This is a genomic window from Arthrobacter sp. EPSL27, from assembly GCF_001512305.1.
Taxonomy (GTDB): domain Bacteria; phylum Actinomycetota; class Actinomycetes; order Actinomycetales; family Micrococcaceae; genus Arthrobacter.
This window is the reverse complement of the sequence record NZ_LNUT01000004.1, coordinates 1148334-1170553: the sequence shown is the minus strand read 5'-3', so window position 1 is coordinate 1170553 and position 22220 is coordinate 1148334. Positions and strand designations below refer to the sequence as shown.

Below are 22220 nucleotides of genomic sequence, written 5' to 3'. Positions count from 1 at the left end.
GCTTGCCTGGCTGGTGGTCCGTCCTTGCTTACTGTCCCGGGACTTTTTGCGCGGGGGCCGGGACGGAGCCGCCGTGGAGTTCGACGGCGGGTGCCGCGGGCGCGGCCGGGGCGGGCTCGGCCTCCGCCGGTGCTGCGGCGGCGGGTTCAGCGGCGGCAGCAGCTGCCGGTGCTGCGGCTGCGTCGGGGTTGGCCGGCTTGCGGTTGGCGAGCGGCTCGTTGACCGTGGCCGGCGGAACGACGGTGAGCTGCCCGGCAACAGCCGGGGCGGCGATGATGGCGCCCGGGGCGTCACCCTTGACCGCCGGCTTGGCCTTGCCGGTCACGGTGAGGGTGGACAGGTCGATCTGGCCCTTGGTGGTGGACGTGACCATTCCAAGCTCCGTGGCTTTCGCCGCCAGGTTCTGCGGGGCGTCGAAGTTCTGCACCTGCTGGGTGAGGTCCTGGTTCTGCTTCGTCAGGGTGGACTGCTCGGCCCGCAGCTGCACCAGCTGGTACTGCGCGGTGGAGACCGAGATGTTCAGGACCAGCACCGCCATGAGTGCGACGGCGAGCATGCCGAAGCACAGCACAACGAACGGGGCGCGCCGCTTCCGCGGGGCTGACTGGACCAGCGAGAGCGGAGTCCGCGCTTTCCGGGAGGGACCCGTGCCGGGGGCGACCCCGGGCAGGGCATGGGCGGTCGCCCCGGTGGCAATGGGGAAACTGCTGACAGCAGCGGTGCTCATGCGGCCCTCCTGGCTTTGATGCGTTCCACTGCGCGGAGCCTGGCGGAAGCTGCGCGTGGGTTCTCGGCGATTTCGGCGGCGGTGGGCACTTCCGTGCCCTTCGTCAGGGTTTTCAGTTCGGCCTTGTGCTCCTCGAGCTCCACCGGGAAGCCCAGAGGGGCGGAGGACTTGGACCCGGCCTGGAAGAAGCCCTTTACGATCTTGTCTTCAAGTGAGTGGTAGGACATCACCACCACGCGCCCGCCGACGGCGATGGCGTTGATGGCGGCGGGGATGGCGCGTTCCAGGACGTCGAGTTCCTCGTTGACCTCGATCCGGAGGGCCTGGAACGTCCGCTTGGCGGGATGCCCGCCGGACTTCGCGGCGCCGGCGGGAACCACACTGCGGATTTGTTCCACCAGTTCCCCGGTTGTGGTGAACGGCTTCTCGGCGCGGGCGGCGACGATCCGGTTGGCGATGCGCCCGGCGAACTTTTCCTCGCCCCACTTCCGGATGATCCGGACCAGGTCCTCTTCGCTGTAGGTGTTGACGACGTCGGCGGCTGTCTGGCCGCGGCTCGTGTCCATGCGCATGTCCAGCGGCGCGTCGAAGGAGTACGCGAAGCCGCGTTCCCGTTCATCCAGCTGCAACGAGGAGACGCCGAGATCCATCAGGACCCCGTGGACCTCAGCGAAGCCGAGGTCTTCCAGGACCTCGGGAATCTCGTCGTAGACGGCGTGCACCAGGTCGGTCCGCGCTTCGAACGGCTTGAGCCGCTCCCCCGCAAGGGCAAGGGCTTCCTCGTCGCGGTCAATGCCGATCAGGTGGAGGTCCGGGAAGCGCTGCAGCATTGCCTCGGAGTGGCCGCCCATGCCCAGGGTGGCGTCGATGACGACGGGGGTCTCGCCGCGGCTGCGGGCCGCTTCGAATCCGGGGGCCAACAAATTGATGCACCGGTCCCTGAGGACCGGTACATGCCGTTCGGACGTGGGCTTTGCCTGGTCAGGGTCAGTCATGCCTGCGTCCTCTCGTTGTCCGGCTGGGTCCTGGAGTGCCGTTGCCGGCGGGGATGCCCGCTTCTTGATCCAGATCCCCATCCGCGCCTATCCGTCGCCGGCCTGGCTCCGGGGAAGTGAGCCAGGACAACAACCGGATGGGCGGCTGGAGATCTCGGTCAAGAATCGTGCGGTGCTGCGTGGTGCGGACGGGGCTTCAGAGAATCCCCGGTATGGCGTCGTCGGTCTCCGAGAAGGCCGTCTCCTTTTCGGCGAGGTATTCATTCCAGGCCTGGGCGTCCCAGATCTCCGCGCGGGTTCCTGCACCGATGACGGCGAGTTCCCGGCCGAGCCCTGCGTACTCCCGGAGCGCCGGCGGAATCGTCACGCGCCCCTGCTTGTCAGGTACCTCGTCGGAGGCTCCAGAGAGGAAGACGCGGATGTAGTCACGAGCCTGTTTGTTGGAGATGGGAGCCTCCCGCATTTGCTCGTGAACACGGCCGAATTCCGCCTCACTGAAGACGTAGATGCAGCGTTCCTGGCCCCTTGTGAGAACCAGTCCGCCAGCAAGCTCCTCGCGGAACTTGGCGGGAAGGATGATTCGACCTTTTTCGTCCAGACGCGGCGAATGTGTGCCGAGAAACACGGCCCACCGCCCGTCTGTTCGTAGGAAGCCCAACGTCCCCTGTGCTGCCACTACCCTCTTACGTCCTCCACATTACTCCACATCCCTCCACAGTCAACGACACGCCGAGCGTTTCCGCGTCTATTTGTGCCACTTCGAACCGCGCGGATCCTTGGCGTGGCTGGGAAACGGGCGCGGTGGTGCGAAGTGGAGGGTGCGGGGAGGACCCGGCGCGGCGCCGGGGGCAGATTGGCCGGTATTCGGCGGCGGATTGGCCGGCACCGGTCTCAGATCGGCCGCTTAACGGCAAAAGACCCGCCGGAGCGGGTCTTTTGTGCCACCTGGTGCGTCCCGGTGGTGGGGAATGGAGGATCGCGGATCAACTAACGCGGGTCAACCAACGCCGGTGTACGAACTCGGATGAACGAACGGGGCTGACAGAACAGGGCTGGCCAAACGGGGAACGGGCGTCCCCCGCCCCATGTCAGGGTTCGCCGCGGTGCCGTTCGTCCCAGCGTTCTTCCAGATTGCTCATGAACGAGCTCCTGGGTTTGCCCGGCTTCCTCGAGGAGCCTGCGCTTTTGGCTTTCCCGGCGGCGGAGCCCCTCATGGTGGCGTAATAGACACCCGCCCCCATCACGACGAAGCCCAGCACCCCGACAAAGATGTTCTGGATCGTCACGCCCAAAAGCAGGAGGACGATGCCGGCGAGGGTGGTCAGGACGCCGATCACCAAATGCCGGGTTGACCATGAGCGTCCCGCGTCCGAACCCATCGAGCTGGCGAACTTGGGATCGTCCTCATGCAGCTGCTTCTCAAGTTGCTCCAGCAACTTCTGTTCGTGCTCCGAGAGCGGCATCACGACCTCCTTAAGTCGGCCAACGTCCAGACTGACGCGGCCAGTGTCCCTAAACCCACAACGTGTGGGATTCCCGCGTGGTTCCCGTTCGCCGCCATTGGTCGAAGCGGGTTTTCCACGGCCCCTTTCGGGGTGATCAGCTGGTCCTGCATGAGTCCGAACGCTCGATCCGGTCGTTCCAAACTTACGTATAAATAAGGATAGTTTGTTGCGCCCTGTTCTGAAAGATGCCTAACGTCCCCTTGACTCCGCCCGCGCGGCGGCGTGCGGGCCGGAGTCAGCCCGCCGTGTTTCCAGGGTCCAGAAGCCGGGCAGGCAGCACTGATTTAGTGCCGAATTTCCGGGTCACCTGGTCGAGTGCCTGCTCGGCGGCGCGCCAGTTGTCGTCGCGGCGGTCCAGGCTCAGCTGGAGGGGCGCCTGGGCCGCCTCCTCGAGCTGCTCGGCCCGGATGCCGACGAGCCGGACCGTCATGGGCCGGCTGCCCAATGACTCCAGCAGCTGGACGGCGACCGCGTAGAGCAACTGGGCGCTGTCGATCGGGGTGCTGACCGTGCGGCTGCGGGTGACGGTGGAGAAGTCTGCGTAGCGGAGCTTGAGGGCGACCGTGCGGGCGTGCATCCCGGCGCTCCGGAGCCGCGACGCCGTCCGGTGCGAGAGCCGCAGCAGTTCCCGGTGCAGCAATGCCTCGTCCGCCGTGTCCACGGCGAAAGTCTCCTCCGCGCCGATGCTCTTTTCGAGCCGGACGGGCGTCACCGGGCGCGGATCAATCCCCCACGACAGGCGGTAGACGTGCTCTCCGGACGCACCGAGGACCTTCCGGAGGGACGGCAGCGGGGACGCCGCAACGTCCGCGACGGTGCGGATGCCCATCCGGGCCAGGACCTCCACTGTTTTGGCGCCGACGCCCCACAGGGCACTGACCGGAAGGCTGTGCAGGTACGGGACCGTCTCCTCCGGGCTGATGAGCAGCAGCCCGTTCGGTTTGCAACGGGTGGAGGCGATCTTCGCCACGAACTTGCTGGCGGCGATGCCCACGGACGCCGTGATGCCCAGTTCGCTGCGGACCTGGGTGCGGATGAGTTCGCCGATGACCCGGGGAGGCCCCAGCCGGCGGATCGCTCCCCCGACGTCGAGGAAGGCCTCATCCACACTGAGGGGCTCCACGAGATCGGTGGTGGCGCCGAAGATCTCCATGATCTGCCCGGACACCTCGTAGTACAGCTTGTGCCGGGGCTCAATGACCACTGCCGAGGGGCACATCCGCATGGCCACTGCCATGGGCATGGCGGACCGGACGCCAAAGCGGCGGGCCTCGTAGGAGGCGGACAACACCACGGAGCGGTCGGCCGGGTAGCCCACAATGACGGGCTTTCCCACGAGTTCGGGGCGGCTGCGCAGTTCGACGGAGACAAAGAAGGCATCCATGTCGACGTGCAAGATGCTGCTCCGCCGAAGGTCGCTCACCTGCGCTTCGCTGAGCCGCTCCGCTGCGCTCCGGGGAGCGTGCTCCCGCTGCTGTTTATCCTGGTCCGGCCCCACGACTTCAATCCTATGCCCCGGGACTGACTAAACTGGAGGCTGCATCCGGCGTCAACACCAGGAGGAATGTCCCTGTGAAGGTATTTGGACAGCACAAACGTGCTGCGGCAGCGGTTATGGCGGCGGGCACGCTGTTTGCCTTGGCCGCGTGCACACCCGGCACGCCCGGGGCCACTGCCTCGGCCTCCTCGACGGCTGCCGTTCCTTCCCCGGCGCAGCCCTCCACGACAGCACCGGCCAGCCCCTCCGCCGAACCCGGCACGTCGGCCACCGTCGGTGCGATGGTCCCCGGATTCCCGGAGGCGCTCCTGCCGGTCATGCCCGGGGCGAAAGTGGTCTCCAGCAGCTTCGACAAGACCACGGCGCCCGCCACCGTGGCGCTGGTGGGCAGCATCTCCGCTCCGTCCGCCGACGTGCTGGCCTTCTACACCAAGGAACTTGAGGCGCAGGGCTTCAAGGCCGTTCCCGGCGAGACAGTGGGCACCGTGCCCTCGAAGGATTTCCTCCGCGGCGACAGTGAAACGGTCAACATCTCGGTGTTGGAGACCGCGGGTGTATCCACGTTCACCATCGGCGCGAATGTCGCCCCCGAGTCCGTCAAGTGACCCTCGCGGAGCAGCTGCGCCTTGAGCAGGCGGCCTTCGTTGCCGACGTCGCCGGCAAGCTCACCGACTTCCTGACCACCCGCCAGGCGGTGATGTCCTCGATCTCCCCGGATATCGATCCGCTGATGGGGTCCATCTCCAACCTGGTCACCGGCGGAAAGCGCCTGCGGGCGCTGATGTGCTACTGGGGCTGGAGGGGCGCCGGCGGTGAAGCCGGAGCCAGCGAGGTGGTGACAGCAGGTTCGGCCCTGGAGCTCTTCCAGGCCGCCGCCCTGATCCACGACGACATCATTGACCGCTCCGACACGCGCCGGGGCGGCCCCAGTGTGCACCGGCGCTTCAGTGAACTGCACGAAACGCAGGGGTGGGCCCTCGACAGTGAACGGTTCGGCCACGCCGCGGCCATCCTGACCGGCGACCTGTGCCTGTCGTTCAGCGAGGAGTCCTTCACCGAGATCGGGGCCAGTGCCGCGTCGGGGAGCCGGGCACGGCTGATCTTCAACCTCATGCGGGCCGAGGTCATGGCAGGCCAGTACCTGGACATCCTGGAGGAAGTTGCCGGCCCCCGGCGCGACCGGGCGGGAGCCGTCAGCCGGGCCCAGTCCATCATCCGGTTCAAGTCCGCCAAGTACTCCACGGAACACCCGCTGGCGCTGGGCGGCGCCCTGGCCGGCGCCCACGACGAGCTGCTGCGGGGCTATTCGGCCTTTGCACTCCCCCTCGGCGAGGCCTTCCAGCTCCGCGACGATGTACTGGGCGTCTTCGGCGATCCGGTGACCACGGGCAAGCCGGCCGGGGATGATCTCCGCGAAGGCAAGCGCACGGTCCTGATCGCCTTTGCCCTTGACCTGGCCAGCCCGGCCGAGTCGGCCTTCATCGACGCGAAACTGGGCAGCCCCGAGCTGGATGACGCCGATGTGGACGAAATCCGGCGCATCATCATGGATTGCGGGGCCTTGCAGGCCACCGAAGCCCTGATCGAGGAGTTCGGGCGGGCAGCCTATGCGGCCCTGGACCTCCTGCCGCTGGATGAACTGCCCAAGACGGCGCTCCGGAAGCTGGCCGAGGCGACGGTCAGCCGCGCGGCCTAACCTGCCGCCAGCGAAAACACAGCAGCGAAAACACAGCAGGCCCTGTACCTCATAAACGAGGGACAGGGCCTGCTGTGCGTTTATAACGGGCGGCGGGAACTCCGCGGCGCCTACCAGGCCAGGGACTGGGCGCGACGGCGGATTTCCGTTTTCCGGCCTTCCCGCAGGGCATCAATGGGCCGGCCGCGGAGGGATTCATCCGCGGTAAACAGCCAGGTAATCAGTTCTTCGTCGGAATAGCCGGCGTCGGCGAGGACCACAACTGTGCCCTTCAGGCTTTCAACGGCATGGCCGTCCTGAATGAATTCCGCAGGAACGCAGCGGATACGGCGTTCACCCACCCGCAAGGCAGCCAACGCGCGTTCGTCAAGGAGCGCGTGGACCTTGGTAATCGGAACGTCCAGGAGTTGTGCGACATCGGGAAGGGGCAGCCATTCGCCCACCAGGCTTTCTACATTGCTCACGGATCAAGATTGCCATGCCGGCGGGCTTTGCGCCTAGTTTGACGGCACCCCTCCGGCAGGACTCGTCCCCCGCCTCCCCGGGACTGCGGGTCGAAATCCCTGCCGGCACTCTGTATTGCTTCCGGAACATTGTTCCCGGAACGCTGGCCTGCCCGGCACATCACAAACTTCTTGTGCTGGCAGGCAATTCGTGAGAGATTCTCATAGATCACATTTGTAACAGTGATAACTTTAATCACACTGTTCACAGTAGTAACAGCAACAACTTGAGTAACAGCATGACCCCAGGCCAGCCCCGCAGCGTCCGCCGCTGAGAAGAGGATCTTCCCCATGACGACGTTCCGTTCGCCGAAGCCCAACCCCAGGCCCAGCCTGCCGATGCTTGCGGCCACGACGGCAGCCCTCCCCGCCGTCGTGCTTTCCTCCCTGGCGATCGCGGAGCCGGCCTCGGCCGAAGCGCCCCGCGCCCTGCCCGCCACGCTGGCCGCCGCCATGCAGGCCCAGGCCCAGGCTGCCACGGGGCTGGCCCCGGCGCTCATCCCCTCCGGCTCTGTCCCGGCAACGGTTCCTTCTGCGTTCCGCCCCGCACAGGTCGCCGCTCCGGCGGAATACACGATTGCCCGCGGCGACACCATCAGCGCCATTGCCGGCCGGTTCGGACTGGACACGCGCCAGGTCCTCGCCCTGAACGGACTGCAGGCGAACACCATCATCTACCCCGGCCAGAAGATCAGGCTCGGCGGAGAAGCACCCTCGCCCGCTCCGGCAGCCCCGGAAGCACCCGCTGCTGCTGCCGCCGGCGCGGTGTACACCGTAAAATCCGGTGACACCCTCGGCGCGATTGCCGACCGCCACGGCGTCAAGCTCTCCGAGGTCTTCAGCTGGAACGGGCTCTCCATGAGCTCCATCATCTACCCCGGCCAGCAGATCAAGATCGGCGGCGGCACCCCCGCCCCGGCACCGTCCGCACCGGCGGCTCCGGCTCCAGCTCCGGCAGCACCCACCGCTTCTGCCCCGGCGGGTTCCTACACCATCAAGTCCGGCGACACGCTCTCCGGCATTGCCGCCAGGAACGGCGTCAAGCTCGCCGACGTCCTCTCGGCCAACGGCCTGACCATGAGCAGCATCATCTACCCCGGCCAGAAGCTCGCCCTGGCCGGAGGATCCGTGGCACCGGCTTCCACCCCGCCGGCTGCTCCCGTGACGCCGCTGGTCCCCAACAGCTTCCTCGGCTTCACCTACCCGGACGCCGTGGTCAGTTCCGCCAACCAGAACAAGGCCCTGCTGAACGCCGCACCGGTGCCCAGCCGCGAGGAAATGAAGTCGATCGTGGCGGACACCGCCCGCCGCATGGGCGTTGATCCCTCGCTGGCCATGGCTTTCGCCTTCCAGGAGTCCAGCTTCAACCACCGCTCGGTCTCCCCCGCGAACGCGATCGGCACCATGCAGGTCATCCCGTCCTCGGGCGAGTGGGCCTCGGACCTGGTGGGCCGCCGGCTGAACCTCCTGGACCCCTATGACAACGCCACGGCCGGCGTCGCCATCATCCGCCAGCTGATCCGCACCAGCCCGGACCTCGACACCGCGATCGCCGGCTACTACCAGGGCCAGTACTCGGTCAGCAAGTACGGCATGTACGACGACACCAAGGCCTACGTCGCGTCCATCAAGGCGCACCAGAAGAACTTCGGCTAACAGCCAGGCCGCGGCGGCCCCGTCCGCCCTGCCCACGCCCCGGCGGATAACAATACGGGTCCGGATCACACGCTGGTTCGGACCCGTTTCCGTGCAGCGATTAGGATCGTATAGTGCAGGAATACTCGTCGGACCCCCTCGTCGGCACCCTGGTGGATGGCCGGTACCTCATCCAGTCCAGGCTCGCCAGCGGCGGGATGTCCACTGTCTATGTCGCCACCGACCGCCGGCTCGAGCGCGATGTGGCCCTCAAAGTGCTCCACCCCCACATGGCCGGCGACCCCCAGTTCCTCGACCGGCTGGGCCGCGAGGCGAAGGCCGCCGCCCGCCTGTCGCACCCGCACGTCGTCGGCGTCCTGGACCAGGGCGAGGACGACCGGGTGGCGTACCTGGTGATGGAATACATCAAGGGCCACACCCTGCGCGACGTCCTCAAAGACAAGGGCGCACTGCCGCCGCGGCTGGCGCTGGCGCTGATCGACCCGGTGGTCGAAGGGCTGGGAGCCGCCCACGACGCCGGCCTCATCCACCGGGACATCAAGCCGGAGAACGTCCTGATTGCCGACGACGGCCGGATCAAGCTCGGTGACTTCGGGCTGGCCCGGGCCATTTCCACGTCCACCAGCACCGGCGCCCTGATCGGCACCGTCGCGTACCTCTCCCCCGAACTCGTGCTGGGCAAGCAGGCCGACGCCCGCAGCGACATCTATTCGGTGGGAATCATGCTGTACGAGATGATCACCGGCCGGCAGCCGTTCGACGGCGAGGTCCCGATCCAGGTGGCCTACCAGCACGTCAACTCGGCTGTCGGCGCCCCCTCGGAACTGGTCCCCGGACTGGCCGGGGAGATCGACGAGCTGGTGCAGTGGTGCACCGCCAACGACCCGGACAAGCGCCTCGTCGACGGGAACGCCCTGCTCTCCGAGCTCCGGCACATCCGGCGCAACCTCAGCGACGACGAACTGGATCTGCAGCCCCCGGCGGCCCGTCCGGTACTCCCCCCGCCTCCCGCGCCCGCCCCGCCGGCCCGGCGCCCCGGCGGCACCCCCGAATCCCGTCCCGAGGCCGGCGCCACCGAGGTGATCGGCGGACGGCAGCAGGCGACGGAATTCATCGCCCGCGGCAGCAACCCCACCACCGTCATGTCCGCGGCCCCGCGGCATCCGGGCTACGGTCCGCTGTCCGCTCCGGAGGAGGCACCCTACCCGGCCCGCTACGACGACGCTGAGGAACCCGCCGCTCCGGCCAGCAAGAGGGCGCAGCGCAAGTACGACCGGGACGAGGAAAAAGCCCGGCAGCGTGCCGCGGCCACGCCCGTCCGGAGCCTGCGCGAGGGCAACCCGCGGCGCCGCGGACTGCTCTGGATCCTGGTGCTGGTGATCGCCGCGCTGCTGGCCGGCGGCGCCGGCTGGTTCTTCGGCATGGGGCCGGGCTCCCCGGGCACCATTCCCGAGCTGGCGAACAAGACCGTAGCCGAGGCCCAGCAGCTGCTCCGCGCGGCGGGGTTCCAGTCCACCACCAAGGACGTCTTCGACGACGACGTTGCCGCCGGGCTGGTGGTGGCCTCGGAGCCTGCCGCCGGCGAGGTGATCCGGAAATTCCAGCCCGTGTCCCTCGCCGTCTCCAAGGGCCCCGAGCTGTTCCCGCTGCCCGAGCTCACCGGGAAGTCGCTGGACGAGGCCAAAAACTCGCTCAACGGCGCCGGGATGGCGCTGGGGAACATCGCCGAGACCTACGACGAGACCGCGCCGGCCGGCACGGTGCTGGCCCAGGCGCCCCGCAGCGGCAACCCGGTGCGGCACGGCACCCCCGTGGACCTCACCGTGTCCAAGGGTCCGCAGCCGATTCCGGTGCCGGACGTGCGCGGCCAGGAGCAGGGGGCAGCGGTCAAAGCCATCGAAGCTGCCGGGCTCAAGGCCGTGATCTCGCCGGAAACCGTCTTTGACCGCAAAGTGGCCAAGGGCGGCGTGGTGGCGCAGGATCCGGCCTCCGGGAACCTGACCCGGGGCGGGGCGGTGACGCTGACCATCTCCAAGGGGCCCAGGCTGGTTGACGTGCCGAGCTTTGTCGGAAAGCAGGTGGACGAGGCCCGCAAGGCACTGGAGGACCTCGGTTTTGAGGTCCAGGTCGAGGAGATCCTGGGCGGGTTCTTCGGCACGGTCCGGTACCAGGACCCGGTGAACAAGCAGGTCCCGGAGGGCTCCGTCATCACCCTGACGGTGGTCTGACCAGGTCCACCCGGACCAGGATGGACCTGAGCGGACAGACCGCACCGTACCGGCTGCACCCCTTAAACACGCTCCGCCCGGCTGGAACCAGCCGGGCGGAGCGTGTTTGGGTTTGGACCTGTCCTTAGCGCTTGGCCAGGGCGCCGGCCACCAGGAACGCCATCTCCAGGGACTGCATGTGGTTCAGGCGCGGGTCGCAGACCGATTCGTAGCGGTCCAGGAATGCTTCCTGGTCCACGGGGTCCGCGCCGCCAAGGCACTCGGCGACGTCGTCGCCGGTCATCTCGACGTGCAGGCCGCCGGGAACCGTCCCCAGCGTGTGGTGGACCTCGAAGAACCCGCGCACCTCGTCGATGACGTCGTCGAAGTTCCTGGTCTTGTACCCGTTGGGTGAGGTGACCGTGTTGCCGTGCATGGGGTCGGTCACCCAGAGCACCTGGGCGCCGGAGGCGGTGACGCGCTCCACGATCGGGGGCAGCTTCTCGCGGATGTTGCCGGCGCCCATCCGGGAGATGAACGTCAGGCGTCCCGGTTCGCGGTCCGGGTCCAGCTTGTCGATCAGGCGCAGCGCGTCGTCGCCGCTGGTGCCCGGCCCCAGCTTCACGCCGATGGGGTTGCGCACCCGGGAGAGGAAGTCGACGTGCGCGTGGTCCAGTTCGCGCGTGCGCTCACCGATCCAGAGGAAGTGCGCGGAGGTGTCGTAGGGGAACCCGGTGCGGGAGTCGATGCGGGTCAGCGCGCGTTCGTAGTCCAGCAGCAGCGCCTCGTGGCTCGCGTAGAACTCCACCCGCTTGAGCGCCTCGAAGTCAGCACCGCAGGAGGCCATGAACTTGATGGCGCGGTCGATGTCGCGGGCCAGGGATTCGTAGCGCGCGTGGGCCGGGTTTTCGGTGAAGCCCTTGTTCCACTGGTGCACCAGCCGCAGGTCGGCGAAACCGCCCTGCGTGAACGCGCGGATCAGGTTCAGGGTGGAGGCGGAGGTGTGGTAGGCCTTGAGCATCCGGCTGGCATCGTGGGCGCGGGACTCCGGCGTGAAGTCGTAGCCGTTGACGATGTCACCCCGGTAGGCCGGCAGCGTGACGTCTTCGCGGGTCTCAAAGTTGGAGGAACGCGGCTTGGCGAACTGCCCGGCCATGCGTCCCATCTTGATGACCGGCATGGCGGCACCGTAGGTGAGCACCACGGCCATCTGCAGGATGGTCCGGACGCGGGCGCTGATCTTGTCCGCCGTGGCGGCTTCGAAGGTTTCCGCGCAGTCCCCGCCCTGGAGCAGGAAGGCCTTCCCCTGCGCGGCGGCGGCAAGCCGTTCGCGCAGGATGTCCACCTCGCCGGCAAACACCAGCGGCGGGAGGACGGAGAGTTCCTTGACGGACGCCTCGAAGACGGCCTTGTCGGACCAGTCCGGCTGCTGGGAGGCGGGCAGCTCCCGCCAGTGATCCAGTCCCGGATAGTTCGCCGCACCGCTCTGGGCGGTGCTGGTCAGCGCGGAACCCGCAAAGGGCGAGCCGCTCAGGGAACTGTTCAGGGGGAAGGCCGAAGGCGCAGATAGCTCAGTCACCCTCTAAGGATAGTTGCCCCGGCGTCGAACGTCGGCCCCCGGCCGTCATTGACCGGACCGGGACCGTCACACGCCCGGCCTAGGCACTGTTTGGTGCCGCGCCGCCATTCGCCGCGCCGCCGTCCGGCGCGCCGGAGCCTGCCGCTCCGTCGCCGGGAACCTCGGTGGCTTTCCCGGCGAGGCGGAGCTTGACGACGGCGGCGTACTCGTCGACGTATTCCTGGCCGGAGAGCCGCATCAGTTCGTACATGATCTCGTCCGTCACGGAGCGCTGGATGAGGCGGTCATCCTCCATGCCGTAGTACCGGCTGAAGTCGAGCGGCTCGCCGAAGATCATTCCGATCCGGCGGATGTTGGGCATCCGCTTGCCGATCGGCTGGACCTTGTCGGTGCCGATCATGGCCACGGGGATCACGGGCACGCGGGCCTGCAGCGCCAGCCGAGCCACCCCGACCTTGCCCCGGTACAGGCGCGAATCCGGGCTGCGGGTGCCCTCCGGGTAAATGCCCAGGAGGGAACCGTTTTTAAGGACGTCCATGCCGGCGTTGAGCGAGAGGGCGGACGCCGCCCCGCCGGAGCGGTCCATCGGCAGCTGGTTGGTGAGCCGGAAGAACGTTGCGGTCAGCCGGCCCTTGATGCCCGTGCCGGTGAAGTACTCCGACTTGGCGAGGAACACCACGGGGCGGGGCACCATCAGCGGCATAAAGATGGAATCGGAGAACGAGAGGTGGTTGGAGGCCAGGATGGCGGCGCCCTCGGCGGGGACGTTGTCCAGTCCCTTGACCCAGGGCCTGAAAAGCGTCTTCAGCACCGGTCCGAGAACGAACGTCTTCATGAACCAATAAAACACGTGGTGAACCTCTCCCGAAGGCGTCTGGCCTGCCCTGCAGGGGACCCGGCCAGGACTTCAAATGACACCCTACTCTAGTGAGTTTTGTCCGGAACAGTGACACGATGGGCTCATGACCGCAAGCACTCCCCTGGCGCCCGCAGCGTTCAGTTATCCCGGCCACGGCGGGAATGCGGGCATCGGCGTGGCCATCTGCCACGGCTTCACCGGCAGCCCCCACAGCGTGCTTCCGTGGGCCGAACACCTGGCCAGGCAGGGCTTCGCCGTATCCGTCCCGCTGCTTCCCGGGCACGGCACGGACTGGCGCGACCTGGCCCGGCACGGCTGGCGCGACTGGTACACGGCCTTCGAGGACGCCTATCTGGACCTCGCCGCGGGAACCCGGAGCTGCTTCGTGGCGGGGCTCTCCATGGGCGGGGCCATCGCGCTGCGCGCCGCGGCCCGCCACCCGGTGGCCGGCGTGGCCGTCGTGAACCCGGGGCTGAGCTTCTACGACCGCCGGGTGCGCTACGTCGGCCTGCTGAAACACGTGCGGCGCACCACGGTTCCGGTCGAGGAACCAAACCCGGCGCCCGTGACCACCAACGACGGCGACTACTCGCTCACGCCGCTGGAGGCCGTCCACCAGCTGAGCCGCCTCTTCAGGGCGGCGCGGCGCGGGCTGCCCGATGTCACGGCCCCCGCGCTGGTCTTCAAGTCCGCGTCCGACGTCGTGGTTCCGCCCACCTCCCTGGAACTGTTGCGGCAGCGGCTGGGGTCGCGGGAACTGGAAGTGGTGGGGCTGCCGGACAGCGGCCATGTGGCCACGCTCGACGTCGACGCTCCCCTGATCTTCGACCGCTCTGCCCGGTTCTTCCTCAGCCACGCAGCAGCACCAGCCCCAGCCCAGCCCGCCACCCGAGACCCGGAGGCCCCATGACCGCTTTGCCGGACCACAGCCCGTTCAGCAGCCCGTTCACCGGGACCGGCCCCCGGACCGGCGTCGTGGTGTCGCACGGCTTCACGGGCAGCCCGCACGGCGTCCGGGACTGGGCCCGCTCCCTGGCGGACGCCGGCTTCGCCGTGCGCATGCCGCTGCTGCCCGGGCACGGCACCAGCTGGCAGGAACTGGCCCGCACGCACTGGCAGGACTGGGCCGCTGCCATCGACGCCGCCTACGTGGAGCTCGCCGGCGAATGCGATCACGTCGCCGTGGCCGGGCTGTCCATGGGCGGGGCGCTGGCGCTGCGGGTTGCGGCCACCCGCCCGGTGGCCGGGGCCGTGCTGGTCAATCCCGGCCTCGTTATCGACGATCCCCGGGCACCGCTGGCCGGGATCCTTCGGTTCGTGCTCAAGAGCACCCCCGCGATCGCCAACGACATCCTTAAGGAGGGGATCGACGAGGGCGCCTACCCGCGGACGCCGGTCGCCGCGGCGTACGAGCTGAACAAGCTGTTCAAGGACACGCGCCGGCTGCTCCCCCGGATCTCGGCCCCGGTGCGGGTCTACCGTTCGACGGTGGACCATGTGGTCTCCGAGACCAGCATGGAGGCCCTGCGGCGCGGGCTGGCCCGCGCCCCGCTGGAGGTGATCCGGCTGGAAAACAGCTACCACGTGGCTACGATGGACAACGATGCGCCGGAAATCTTCCGCGGCTCGGCCGACTTCATCCGGTCGCTGGTTGCGGGAGGAGATCCGGGTGCCGCCCACGCTAGCCAGAAGGACACGGCAGATGACTAGACCGGACCCCGCTTCGCCTGATCCCGATTCCCCTGACCCCGATTCCCCGGATCCGCGCGCCAACCAGGACGACGCGGTCTGGCTGGACCTGGTGGCGCGGCTGGAGGGCAAGGTCCCGGACACCGGCTCCGGAACTCCGGCAGTCCGCGACGGCGGGAGCGGACCGGGGCTGCCTGCCGCAGCCGGCCCCGATGCCAAGGCTCCCGCGGCGCCCCGGCCGTTCAGCGACTTCGACCCGCTGGGCCTGTCCGGCGGGGCACCGGTGGAGCTGTCCGCAAAGGAGCGGCAGGCCCAGGCTTTGGCCGGCGGGGGCGCCGGCGCGGGAGCCCCGGACGGAGCAGCCGGCGGGGATGACCGCCCGGGGGTTTCCGGGCCCCGGGACTCCGAGGCAGGGGACGACGATGATCTGCATCTCCCGGGCGACTTTGTGCCCGAGGAGCCGCCCAGCCTCGCCGGAGCCGACCCGATGACGGTGCTGGCCTGGCTGGGGGCCGTGGGCGGTCCCGTGGCCCTGCTCATGTCCGCCATGTTCTGGCGTTCCGCCCCGCTGATGGCCATTCTCGGCATGGTGGCCGCCTTCGCGGCGTCCGTGGTTTTCCTCATCATGAAGCTGCCGGGCGAGAAGGACGAATACGACGACGGGGCACGCCTCTAGCGCCTCCCGCCCAGGCGGTGCTGGCCCGGTAGCCGGCCCGGCAGCCGGCCAGCCGGCTGCTAGCTGTGCATGCGGCTTGTGACCCGGGACAGGTCCGCGGCACCAATGAGGCCGGCATTCGGTCCCAGCGCCGCCAGCTCGATCTCCGCAGCCGGCCGGAAGCCGCGGCCGGTGAGGTTCCGGGCGAACGCCTTCCGCGCCGGGCCGACCAGGAGTTCGCCGGCATCACAGAGCCCTCCGCCGATGACGAACTTGCCCGGATCCAGCGCCGCGGCAAGGTTGGCGAGGCCCAGCCCCAGCCATTCCCCGACGTCCTCGAGCAGCTCCCGCGAAGTGGGGTCGCCGGCCTTGGCCAGCTCGGTGACCACCACGCCCGTGATGCGGTCGACGTCGCCGTCCACCGCCTTGAGCAGTTCCTGGGCCACGGGGGAATTGGCGGCGGCGAGTTCCCGGGCTTCGCGTCCCAGCGCGTTGCCGGAGGCGTACTGCTCCCAGCAGCCCCGGTTGCCGCACTCGCACCGGTGGCCGCCCGGCATGATGATCTGGTGGCCAAACTCTCCCGCCACGCCAAAGCGTCCGCGCTCCAGCCGCCCGTCCATCACCATGGCACCGCCGATGCCGGTGCCGAGGGTGATGCAGACCAGGCGGTTCTGGCCCTGCCCGGCGCCGAAGCGCCATTCCGCCCAGGCGGCGGCGTCGGCGTCGTTGGTCAGCAGCACCGGGCGGCGGAGCAGGCGCTGCAGGTTGTCCCGGAGGGGTTCGTTGCGCCAGGCCAGGTGGGGGCTGAACAGCACCGTGCCGCCGTCGAGGTCCATCCAGCCTGCCGCGCCGATGCCCACGGACCAGATCCGGTGGCCTGCGCCGAGTTCCTCGACCAGTTCGACGATCACACGCTCCACGGCGCGGGGGTCGTTGCCGGGGGTGGAACGCCGGGCCTGGGCCAGGATCCGGCCCTCCGCGTCCACCACGCCGGCCGCCACTTTGGTGCCGCCGATGTCGACGCCGATGGCGAGGCCCTTCCGGCCCAGCCGCAGGTGCTCGCGGAACCCCTGCCCGGACGGTGCGCCGGCCGCTCCCGCGGCCCCTCCGCCAAGTGCCCGGCGCCGCCAGGCGGCCCTCCTGCGGTACGGGCCGGGCTGCTGGCCGGGCATAGGTGTGTGCATGGTTCCCCATCTTATTCTCCGGAGCGCTCCGGCTCGGCCGCGGGGCTGCCAAAATGGTAAGTTACTCGCCAGTACGTGTTGTAGAACACACATGCCTTGGGCCACATACTAGTGTTAGTCGTACCCCTCGCGGGTCTATGGATATCAAAGGAGCTACCGTGCGAGAAATCAGTGTCCCGCCCCTGGTCACCGTCCCCCCGGAAACGAATGTGACGGACCTGGTCCTTCGCCAGGCCGCCAAGGGATCGAACCCGGCCCTGTTCTCCCGCCTGGACGACGCCGGCCAGTGGCAGGACATCAGCGCCACCGAGTTCCTGGCCGATGTCTCCCTGCTGGCCAAAGGCCTGATGGCCAGCGGCGTCGGAGCCGGCGACCGGGTGGGCATCATGTCCCGCACCCGGTACGAGTGGGCACTGATCGACTTTGCCATCTGGTTCGCCGGCGCCGTCTCCGTGCCGATCTACGAGACCTCCTCCCCCTCCCAGGTCGCCTGGAACCTCGGTGACTCCGGCGCTGTCGCCGCGTTCGGCGAGTCCGCCCACCACGAGAACATCATCCGGCAGGCCGCCACCTCCGAGGGCCTCACCGACCTGGCCCACGTCTGGCAGCTCGAAGGAGCCGGCCTCGACGAGGTCCGTGCCGCCGGCGCGTCCGTCAGCGACGAGGACCTTGAGGCGCGGCGCAGCCAGGCCTCCCTGACGGACCTTGCCACCATCATCTACACCTCGGGCACCACCGGCCGGCCGAAGGGCTGCGAGCTGACCCACGGCAACTTCGTCGAACTCTCCGAAAACGCCCTGGCAACGTCGCTGAACAAAATCGTCCACGAGCACGCCCGCACCATCATGTTCCTGCCGCTGGCCCACGTGTTCGCACGCTTCATTTCGGTGCTGGCCGTCGCCGCCGGTGTCACCGTGGCGCACACGCCCGACATCAAGAACCTCCTGCCGGACCTGCAGAGCTACAAGCCGACATTCATCCTTGCGGTGCCGCGGGTCTTCGAGAAGGTCTACAACTCGGCGCTGACCAAGGCCGAGGACGGCGGCAAGGGCGCCATCTTCCACCGCGCCGCGGACACGGCGATCGAGTTCTCCCGGGCCCGCCAGGCCGGGAAGGTGGGCCTGGGCCTCAAACTCAAGCACACCGTCTTCGACAAGCTCGTCTACAGCAAGCTCCGCGCCGCCATGGGCGGCGAGGTGGCCCACGCGGTGTCCGGCGGAGGCCCGCTGGGCGAACGGCTGGGGCACTTCTTCCAGGGCATCGGCATGCAGATCCTCGAGGGCTACGGCCTGACGGAGACCACGGCCCCCGTCACCGTAAACACGCCCGACCTGATCAAAATCGGCACGGTCGGCGCCCCGATCCCCGGCAACGCCGTGAAGATCGCCGACGACGGCGAGATCCTCGCCAAGGGCGTGTGCGTCATGCGCGGCTACTACAAGCGCGAGGACCTCTCCGCCGAGTCCTTCGAGGACGGCTGGCTCCGCACGGGCGACATCGGCCAGCTCGATGAGCAGGGCTTCCTGACCATCACGGGCCGCAAGAAAGAAATCATTGTCACGGCCGGTGGCAAGAACGTGGTCCCGGCCCTCCTGGAGGACCAGATCCGCGCCGACGCGCTGGTCTCCCAGGTGCTGGTGGTGGGCGACAACCGCCCCTTCATCGGCGCGCTGGTCACCCTCGACGAGGAGGCCCTGCCCGGCTGGCTGCACCGCCACGGGCTGCGCGCCTCCACCACCCTCGCCGAAGCCACCGAGCACCCGGTGGTCAAAGCCGCCGTGCAGGAGCTCATCAACGGCGCCAACCAGTCCGTGTCCCAGGCCGAGGCGATCAAGTCCTTCCGGATCGTCGCTGCCGACTTCACGGAGGCCTCCGGGCACCTGACGCCCTCGATGAAGGTCAAGCGGGCCCAGGTGATGAAGGACTTCGAGAACGTCATCGAGGAAATGTACGGCACGCCGCGCCCCACCCAGGTCTAGCGGCCAGCCACGCACAAAGGGACCCTCCGCCGTGGCGGAGGGTCCCTTTTGCTTGCCTGCCGGCGGGCGGTTACTCGACGACGAGGAGCAGGTCCCCGCCCTGGACCTGTTCGATCGCGCCGACGGCGAGCCGCGAAACGGTGCCGGCCACCGGCGTCGTGATGGACGCTTCCATCTTCATGGCCTCGATGGTGGCGACCGTGTCGCCGGCCTTGACCGTTTCCCCGGCCTTAACGGTCAGGGTGACGGCGCCGGCGAAGGGTGCGGCCACCTGGCCCGGCTGGGAGGTGTCGGCGCGTTCGGCGGCCTTGACGTTGCTGACGACCGAACGGTCGCGCACCACCACCGGCCGGGACTGGCCGTTGAGGGTGCACATCACGGTGCGCATGCCCTTCTCGTCCGGCTCGGACACGGCCTCGAGCGAGGCGATCAGGCGGACGCCCTTTTCCAGCTCGATCTCGTGCTCGGCACCGCGCTGCAGCCCGAAGAGGTAGTCGCGGGTGTCCAGGACCGAGAGGTTGCCGTAGGTCTCCACGCTCTTCTGGTAGTCCTTGGTGGGACCGGCGAAGAGCAGCCGGTTGAGGGTCTGCTGCACGGTCCTGGAATCGGACTTCAGTGCCGCGCTGTCCTCGGCGCTCAGCTCGACATCGCGGACCTTGGTCTTGCGGCCCTGCAGCGCCTTGGTGCGGAACGGCTCCGGCCAGCCGCCGGGAGGATCACCGAGTTCGCCGGAGAGGAAGCCGATGACCGAGTCCGGGATGTCGTACTTCTGCGGGTTTTCGTTGAAGTCCGCGGGATCGGCGTTGAGGCCCACCAGGTGCAGCGCCAGGTCGCCCACCACCTTGGAGGACGGGGTGACTTTCACCAGCCGGCCCAGGATGCGGTCCGCGGCGGTGTACATGTCCTCGATGGCTTCGAACCGCTCCCCCAGGCCCAGGGCCATGGCCTGCTGGCGCAGGTTGGAGAGCTGGCCGCCGGGGATCTCGTGCCGGTAGACCCGTCCGGTGGGGCCCGGCAGGCCGGATTCGAACGGTGCATAGACCCGGCGCACGGCTTCCCAGTAGGGTTCCAGCGCGCAGACATTGGCCAGGCTCAGCCCGGTGTCCCGGGGCGTGTGGGCCAGGGCCGCGACCAGGGCCGACGCCGAGACCTGGCTGGTGGTGCCGGCCAGGGAGGCGGAGGCCACATCCACGGCGTCCACGCCGGCGTCGACGGCGGCCAGCAGGGTGGCGAGCTGCCCGCCGGCGGTGTCGTGCGTGTGCAGGTGCACCGGGAGATCAAAGCGTTCGCGCAGTGCCGTCACCAGGCGGGCGGCAGCGGCGGGGCGCAGCAGCCCGGCCATGTCCTTGATCGCCAGGATGTGGGCGCCGGCGTCGACAATTTTCTGCGCCAGCTCGAGGTAGTAGTCGAGGGTGTAGAGCGTTTCTTCCGGATCCAGCATGTCGGCGGTGTAGCAGAGGGCCACCTCGGCCACGGCCGTTCCGGTCTCGCGGACGGCGCGGATGGCCGGGGCCATCTGGTTGACGTCATTGAGCGCGTCGAAGATGCGGAAGATGTCGATGCCGGTCTTGGCGGCCTCGTTGACGAACGCGACCGTGACCTCCTCCGGGTACGGGGTGTAGCCCACCGTGTTGCGGCCGCGGAGCAGCATCTGCAGGCACACGTTCGGCAGCGCCTTGCGCAGTGCCGCGAGCCGGTCCCAGGGGTCCTCGCCGAGGAAGCGCAGGGCGACGTCGTAGGTGGCCCCGCCCCAGGCCTCGACCGAGAGCAGTTCGGGCAGCAGCTTGGACACGGCGGGGGCGGCCGCGACCAGGTCCCGGGTGCGGACGCGGGTGGCCAGCAGCGACTGGTGGGCGTCGCGGAAGGTGGTGTCGGTGACGGCGACGGCGTTCTGCTCGCGCAGGGCCTTCGCGAAGCCCTCCGGGCCGAGCTCCTGCAGCTGCTGGCGTGAGCCGGGCCGGGCCTCGGCGTTCGGCAGGGCGGGAAGCTTGCCGGCGGGGTCAGTGTGCACAGTCAGCTCCCCGTTGGGCTTGTTGACGGTGACGTCGGCCAGCCAGGTCAGCAGCTTGGTGCCGCGGTCCGCGGAGACGCGGGCCTTGAGCAGCTCCGGCCGCTCGTCGATGAAGGACGTCGCGACGTTGCCGGCGATGAAGTCCGGATCGTCCAGGACGGCCTGGAGGAAGGAGATGTTGGTGGAGACGCCGCGGATGCGGAACTCGGCGAGGGCACGGCGCGCCCGGGCGACGGCGGTGGGGTAGTCGCGTCCGCGGCAGGTGAGCTTGACCAGCATCGAGTCGAAGTGCGGGCTGATCTCGGCGCCGGAGTACACGGTGCCGCCGTCGAGCCGGACGCCGGCGCCGCCGGCGGAACGGTAGCCGGTGATCTTTCCGACGTCGGGCCGGAAGCCGTTGGCGGGGTCTTCGGTGGTGATGCGGGACTGCAGGGCGGCGCCGCGCAGCCGGACGGTGTCCTGGGACAGCCCGAGGTCCGCCAGGGTCTCCCCGGCGGCGATCCGCAGCTGGGCCTGGACCAGGTCGACGTCGGTGACCTCTTCGGTGACGGTGTGCTCCACCTGGATGCGCGGGTTCATCTCGATGAAGACGTGCTGGCCGGCCCGCTCCCCCACGGTGTCGACCAGGAACTCCACGGTGCCCGCGTTGACGTAGTTCAGCGCCTTGGCGAACTTCACGGCGTCACGGTACAGGGCCTGCCGGATGCCCTCGTCCAGGTTCGGGGCCGGAGCGATCTCAATGACCTTCTGGTGGCGGCGCTGGATGGAGCAGTCGCGTTCGAAGAGGTGCATCACGTTGCCCTCCGCGTCGGCCAGGATCTGGACCTCGATGTGGCGGGGGCGCAGGACCGCCTGCTCCAGGAACATGGTGGGGTCGCCGAAGGCGGCGTCGGCCTCGCGCATGGCAGCCTGCAGCGCCTCCGGGAGGGCTTCGCGCGTGTCGACGCGGCGCATGCCGCGCCCGCCGCCGCCGGCGACGGCCTTGGCGAAGACGGGGAAACCGATCTCGTCGGCGGCCGCGATGAGTTCGTCGACGTCCTTCGAGGGGCGGCTGGACTTCAGCACCGGCACACCGGCCTTGCGGGCCGCTTCCAGCGCCGCGACCTTGTTGCCCGCGAGTTCGAGGACCTCCGCGGGCGGGCCCACAAAGGTGATGCCGGCCGCGGCGGCGGAGCGGGCCAGCCGGGGGTTCTCGGACAGGAAACCGTACCCGGGGTAAATGGCGTCGGCGCCAGCTTCCTTGGCCACCCGGACCACTTCGTCCACGTCGAGGTAGGCCCGGACAGGGTGGCCCTCCTCGCCGATCAGATAGGCCTCGTCGGCCTTCTGGCGGTGGATGGAATTGCGGTCCTCATGCGGGAAGACCGCCACGGTCTTGGCGCCGAGTTCGTAGCCCGCACGGAAGGCACGGATCGCGATTTCGCCGCGGTTGGCCACCAGAATTTTCGAAAACATACTTCTCCTGCATCATCGCGGG

Annotated in this window: 18 protein-coding genes; 8 read left to right on the top strand and 10 right to left on the bottom strand. The window is 68.8% G+C overall.

What is annotated here, in order from left to right; all coding sequences use genetic code 11:
* Nucleotides 1–28: 28 nt before the first annotated feature.
* The 5 genes from AR539_RS09915 to dinB form a co-directional block, all read right to left on the bottom strand.
* Nucleotides 29–727: a hypothetical protein gene (locus AR539_RS09915; RefSeq protein WP_066435571.1), complete on the bottom strand. Its 699-nt coding sequence runs from the start codon at nucleotides 725–727 to the stop codon at nucleotides 29–31.
* Entirely contained in the window at nucleotides 724–1722 is a 999-nt protein-coding gene (rsmH, locus tag AR539_RS09910; protein WP_066435569.1) for a 16S rRNA (cytosine(1402)-N(4))-methyltransferase RsmH, read from the bottom strand. The genes AR539_RS09915 and rsmH overlap by 4 nt, the downstream gene beginning before the upstream one ends.
* Nucleotides 1723–1918: 196 nt before the next feature.
* Nucleotides 1919–2347 carry a division/cell wall cluster transcriptional repressor MraZ gene (gene mraZ, locus AR539_RS09905; RefSeq protein WP_056431195.1) on the bottom strand — a complete coding sequence of 143 codons (429 nt, stop codon included), beginning with the start codon at nucleotides 2345–2347 and terminating at the stop codon, nucleotides 1919–1921.
* A 463-nt stretch (nucleotides 2348–2810) separates the two neighbouring features.
* Nucleotides 2811–3185 (bottom strand): DUF3040 domain-containing protein, encoded by a 375-nt coding sequence (locus AR539_RS09900; RefSeq protein ID WP_066435565.1) that lies wholly within the window; start codon nucleotides 3183–3185, stop codon nucleotides 2811–2813.
* Nucleotides 3186–3462: 277 nt separating this feature from the next.
* On the bottom strand, nucleotides 3463–4725 hold the full coding sequence (dinB, locus tag AR539_RS09895; protein WP_442854399.1) for a DNA polymerase IV: 1263 nt from the start codon (nucleotides 4723–4725) through the stop codon (nucleotides 3463–3465).
* Between the two features lie 74 nt (nucleotides 4726–4799).
* On the opposite strand from dinB, the gene AR539_RS09890 reads away from it, so the two are divergent.
* Both AR539_RS09890 and AR539_RS09885 read left to right on the top strand, forming a co-directional pair.
* Nucleotides 4800–5330, top strand: coding sequence for a hypothetical protein (locus AR539_RS09890; RefSeq protein WP_066435562.1), 531 nt, complete (start codon nucleotides 4800–4802; stop codon nucleotides 5328–5330).
* A complete protein-coding gene (locus tag AR539_RS09885; RefSeq protein WP_066435559.1) occupies nucleotides 5327–6421 on the top strand; it encodes a polyprenyl synthetase family protein in 1095 nt (364 codons plus the stop codon). Before AR539_RS09890 ends, AR539_RS09885 begins: the two co-directional genes overlap by 4 nt.
* 110 nt (nucleotides 6422–6531) lie before the next feature.
* Here the strand turns inward: AR539_RS09885 and AR539_RS09880 are convergent, their stop codons facing one another.
* Complete coding sequence (locus AR539_RS09880; RefSeq protein ID WP_066435557.1) at nucleotides 6532–6885, bottom strand: Rv2175c family DNA-binding protein; 354 nt, start codon at nucleotides 6883–6885, stop codon at nucleotides 6532–6534.
* Nucleotides 6886–7215: 330 nt separating this feature from the next.
* Between AR539_RS09880 and AR539_RS09875 the strand changes: the two genes are divergently transcribed.
* Together AR539_RS09875 and AR539_RS09870 are read left to right on the top strand one after the other, a co-directional pair.
* Nucleotides 7216–8580 carry a lytic transglycosylase domain-containing protein gene (locus tag AR539_RS09875; RefSeq protein ID WP_066435555.1) on the top strand — a complete coding sequence of 455 codons (1365 nt, stop codon included), beginning with the start codon at nucleotides 7216–7218 and terminating at the stop codon, nucleotides 8578–8580.
* A gap of 110 nt (nucleotides 8581–8690) precedes the next feature.
* A complete protein-coding gene (locus AR539_RS09870; RefSeq protein WP_066435553.1) occupies nucleotides 8691–10808 on the top strand; it encodes a Stk1 family PASTA domain-containing Ser/Thr kinase in 2118 nt (705 codons plus the stop codon).
* 124 nt (nucleotides 10809–10932) lie between these two features.
* On the opposite strand, the gene AR539_RS09865 is transcribed toward AR539_RS09870, so the two are convergent.
* Nucleotides 10933–12366 (bottom strand): class II 3-deoxy-7-phosphoheptulonate synthase, encoded by a 1434-nt coding sequence (locus tag AR539_RS09865; protein WP_442854398.1) that lies wholly within the window; start codon nucleotides 12364–12366, stop codon nucleotides 10933–10935.
* Nucleotides 12367–12445: 79 nt separating this feature from the next.
* Complete coding sequence (locus tag AR539_RS09860; RefSeq protein ID WP_066435549.1) at nucleotides 12446–13216, bottom strand: lysophospholipid acyltransferase family protein; 771 nt, start codon at nucleotides 13214–13216, stop codon at nucleotides 12446–12448.
* 112 nt (nucleotides 13217–13328) lie between these two features.
* On the opposite strand from AR539_RS09860, the gene AR539_RS09855 reads away from it, so the two are divergent.
* Genes AR539_RS09855 through AR539_RS09845 form a run of 3 tightly spaced genes read left to right on the top strand, consistent with a single transcriptional unit; the run spans nucleotide 13329 to nucleotide 15590 of the window.
* Nucleotides 13329–14135 carry an alpha/beta hydrolase gene (locus tag AR539_RS09855; protein ID WP_066435546.1) on the top strand — a complete coding sequence of 269 codons (807 nt, stop codon included), beginning with the start codon at nucleotides 13329–13331 and terminating at the stop codon, nucleotides 14133–14135.
* Nucleotides 14132–14935 carry an alpha/beta hydrolase gene (locus AR539_RS09850; RefSeq protein WP_066435544.1) on the top strand — a complete coding sequence of 268 codons (804 nt, stop codon included), beginning with the start codon at nucleotides 14132–14134 and terminating at the stop codon, nucleotides 14933–14935. Before AR539_RS09855 ends, AR539_RS09850 begins: the two co-directional genes overlap by 4 nt.
* The gene (locus AR539_RS09845) at nucleotides 14928–15590 is read left to right on the top strand and encodes a hypothetical protein (protein ID WP_066435542.1); all 663 of its coding nucleotides are present in this window, start codon (nucleotides 14928–14930) and stop codon (nucleotides 15588–15590) included. The genes AR539_RS09850 and AR539_RS09845 overlap by 8 nt, the downstream gene beginning before the upstream one ends.
* A 59-nt stretch (nucleotides 15591–15649) precedes the next feature.
* Here AR539_RS09845 and AR539_RS09840 read toward each other — a convergent pair whose 3' ends face one another.
* Nucleotides 15650–16753, bottom strand: coding sequence for an ROK family glucokinase (locus AR539_RS09840; protein WP_066435539.1), 1104 nt, complete (start codon nucleotides 16751–16753; stop codon nucleotides 15650–15652).
* 158 nt (nucleotides 16754–16911) lie between these two features.
* Here AR539_RS09840 and AR539_RS09835 point away from each other — a divergent pair, with 158 nt between their 5' ends.
* Nucleotides 16912–18732 carry an AMP-dependent synthetase/ligase gene (locus tag AR539_RS09835; protein WP_066435537.1) on the top strand — a complete coding sequence of 607 codons (1821 nt, stop codon included), beginning with the start codon at nucleotides 16912–16914 and terminating at the stop codon, nucleotides 18730–18732.
* A gap of 70 nt (nucleotides 18733–18802) precedes the next feature.
* Here the strand turns inward: AR539_RS09835 and AR539_RS09830 are convergent, their stop codons facing one another.
* Nucleotides 18803–22198, bottom strand: coding sequence for a pyruvate carboxylase (locus tag AR539_RS09830; protein ID WP_066435536.1), 3396 nt, complete (start codon nucleotides 22196–22198; stop codon nucleotides 18803–18805).
* Nucleotides 22199–22220: the final 22 nt, after the last annotated feature.